We start from the raw sequence: 3,162 nt of genomic DNA, 5'->3' as shown, positions 1-3,162 counted from the left end.
CTATTCGTCAGTAAGACTTCATGGATTGGTCTAGAATAGACTTCCTGGTCTCCAACTTCATCCCCTATAATAAAGCTACCTTTTTCTACTAACACCATTCCCTCTGTGATCCTACTGATAGGACTCGATAGCGATGGGCTTAAAGACATATCTGAAGGCTGTTCCTGGCTGGAGCTTTCTAAGTAGTCTTTTCTCGTCTTCTCGTCTTGCTGAATGATTTGGGGTTGTTGCTCTTGCTCTTTCTCAGGACAAACGACGTCTTCTTTCTTTTCTTCGGGGGCTTCTTGCGGGATATCATGAAGTGTTTCTTCTGCCTTTTCTTCTTCAGTCTCTTCTTTCGTTTCCTCGCTACTCGTATCTGCTGAGGCTTCCTCTGACTCATGCCCGGGTACATCTATTGATGTTTCATTACTTCTATCATCAGTCTCCAGATTCTCATCTGCTTTTTCGATTCTGTCTGAGCCGACCTCTTCAATTTCTTCTGTCTTTTCTTCTTCAATCTCTTCCACCGTAATTGATTGTCGGAAATCAAAGGATTCTAGTTTTCGCTTTATGAAATTGAGTAGCCTTACCTTTTCAGAAGTCTTGTAAGACTGATTATACCTAAGTGCATAGGGGAGGTCGGAGTTAGCCAGTTCATCGGTCACCGTAAGAATCTGTCCGTTGAGTTTTCTTCCACTTATTATTTCATTATGAAAGCTGTCCCATTCATATTTGACCCATTTGGAATTAAGATTCCCCTTCGTAGTTCCAACAACTACCATTATTCGCGCTTCATCGAGTGCTTCTTCAATGACTTCTTTGTATGCTGATTCTCCCAGTTCCTCAATCGAGAAACTGCTCATGAAAACCCTTATGGAATTCGCTTTTAGAAGCTCGTAAAGCTCCTTCGCAATATACCAGTCTCTTGTGTTCTTATCATTTTCGTCCGATACTTTGCAGGATATGAATACTTGCCAGTCTTGCGAAGAGTTGCTTGTCATCATTACACCTCTTCGATATACCTACTGAAGTCCTGTCAACTCGTTCATCATCCGGCTATCTTGTTGCAAATAGTGCCGCTAGAAGTGTAACAAAAGTAATAATCTATGATCATTATTATACAATAATGTCATAAGTATCCAGTTTCATAAAAAAGGTTCTCACACTGGAATTCCTCCGGAGGTGGCTTGTTTGAGACTGAGAAAATGGTTGATACTTGGTGCGGTTGCGGCTCTCATCTTCGTTCTTGGATTCTTAGGCTGGATGGAATTCTTCGATTTGGCCGGCAAGGATATGTCGGTTCTTGGATTGCTGGAAGCCACTTTCGGACTGTTCAGATGGAAAACATTTTTCCCAGGGTTTGCAAAGATTCTTAACCTAGGAGATTATGAAATTCCTTTGATCCTAGATATAGCAAGGATAACCGCTCCCTGGATAACCTTATTTGGATTCATAGCACTTGTGTTTTCTGTCGTTAGAAGCTTTGCGACGTCCTTGAAAGTAAGGCTTTTCTATAGAGACCATGTTGTGGTTTTCGGTTGTGAAGAAACCTGCAAGTATCTTCTTAATTGCGTGAAAGCCGATTATCCAAGTAGCAAACTTGTATTATTAAAGAACTCAAATACACCGAGTTATGTGTGCAGCACTTTTGAAGAGAATCCAGTCATTGTTGGGAATCTTGAGGATACTGATATTCTGAATATCTCTGCTATCAATAAAGCCGCTCACATAATATTGGCAACTAACGACGACTCGATAAATATGCGATTGCTCAAGAACATCGAGCAGTTTTTCAGAAACAGTAAACGGAGTAGCACAGAGATCTGGCTTCAGATTGAAGACTTCAAATCATACGAAACCTTCAAAGGCTACAAAGGGGAGGATCCCTCGACAGGAATAGACATTCATGTATTCAGCGTGTTTCAGAGAATGGCCGCACAGACGGTAGATAGTTTCAGCCCGGATCAGTTCATAGAAACAGCGGGAAAAGGCCAAATTGAGATAGCACTATTTGGTCTTGAAGCTCTCGGACAATGGATAGTTCTTGAAGCAGCTCAGATGTATCACTTCAACAATATGAAGAAATTGAGAGTTACTGTGGTTGACTGTAATGTTGATAAAAAGATTGAAGATCTACTAAGGATTTGCCCTTCGTTAAAGAGAGTGATCGACATACAGCCTGTCGATTTGCTTGCTTTTCTTGAAATGGATGCCCCGAATTTGCTTTCAAATGTTCCATTGTGTTTCATAACTTGGCCAAAGGTTCAGGAAATAGACTTCATATCAAGAAAACTAAGGCAGATCTTTTTCAAAGCAGAAGAGAATCTGGAGATTCCCAAAATAGTGCTAGTGGACGTCTCGTCTTACCAGGGCTCAGAGATAATGAAGGAATCTCTCGATAGTTTGAACTCGATAGGCATATCATGTTCTTGTCCAACTGGCATCTCAATAAAGAATGAAGAAGAATGTGATAATCTTGCAATGCAAATTCACAACATCTATTCTCATTTGCCTCAGAAAGAGCTTGAAGTCGAATGGAGCAGAATGACCGACTACTTCAAAGATGAAAACCGTTATGCAGCACGGCATCTGTCTATGAAGCTGAGATCGCTTGGTCTCGAAGCAGTGTCGTCAGATGATCCCAGAGATCCCGTAGACCTCATGGCGATCCTTCCTGAGAACGAACAGATCCTTGCGCAGGTTGAACATAACAGATGGCTCGCCAGAAAACTCATAAATGGTTACGTCCATGGAAAGAAACTGGACAGAAAACTCAGAGACCAGCTGAAAATACATGTTGACATACGCCCCTGGGAAGAACTGAGCGAGAAAGACAGAGAAAAGGATCTGGTTGTCCTCAGAAACACAAATAATGTGTTCAAGAAAATTGGAAAGAAGATTGTTCCTTCAAAGGTCTGAATTTATACGAGGGGTAAGACTATGCCAGAAAAGTTACCATTAAGGATATTCATAAGCTACGGTCATGATGAATACGCCAAGCTCGCTAGAGAATAAAGAACTATCTCGAGCAGAGAGGCCATGAGGCCTGGTTCGACAGGGACAGAATTAAGCCGGGCAAAGACTTCGAGGTTTACGTAGAAGATGGTCTCAAGTGGCTTACAGAGGACAAATCAAGAGCAAGATTTCTCTATCTTAGGATTAAATAGGGTCAGACTCCAT

General features: G+C 41.6%; 2 protein-coding genes. One reads left to right on the top strand and one right to left on the bottom strand.

Annotated elements, in window-relative coordinates; translation table 11 throughout:
- A partial coding sequence (locus tag B3N33_RS08780; RefSeq protein WP_292590828.1) for a toll/interleukin-1 receptor domain-containing protein occupies positions 1–983 on the bottom strand: 983 nt, incomplete at its 3' end.
- Positions 984–1,173: 190 nt separating this feature from the next.
- Between B3N33_RS08780 and B3N33_RS08775 the strand changes: the two genes are divergently transcribed.
- The gene (locus tag B3N33_RS08775; protein WP_292593029.1) at positions 1,174–2,901 is read left to right on the top strand and encodes a hypothetical protein; all 1,728 of its coding nucleotides are present in this window, start codon (positions 1,174–1,176) and stop codon (positions 2,899–2,901) included.
- The last annotated feature ends 261 nt before the right edge of the window (positions 2,902–3,162 follow it).

Source organism: Mesotoga sp. UBA5825 (genome assembly GCF_002432955.1).
Classification (GTDB): domain Bacteria; phylum Thermotogota; class Thermotogae; order Petrotogales; family Kosmotogaceae; genus Mesotoga.
The sequence above is the reverse complement of the archived record's forward strand: the minus strand, read 5'-3'. Positions and strand labels throughout refer to the sequence as shown.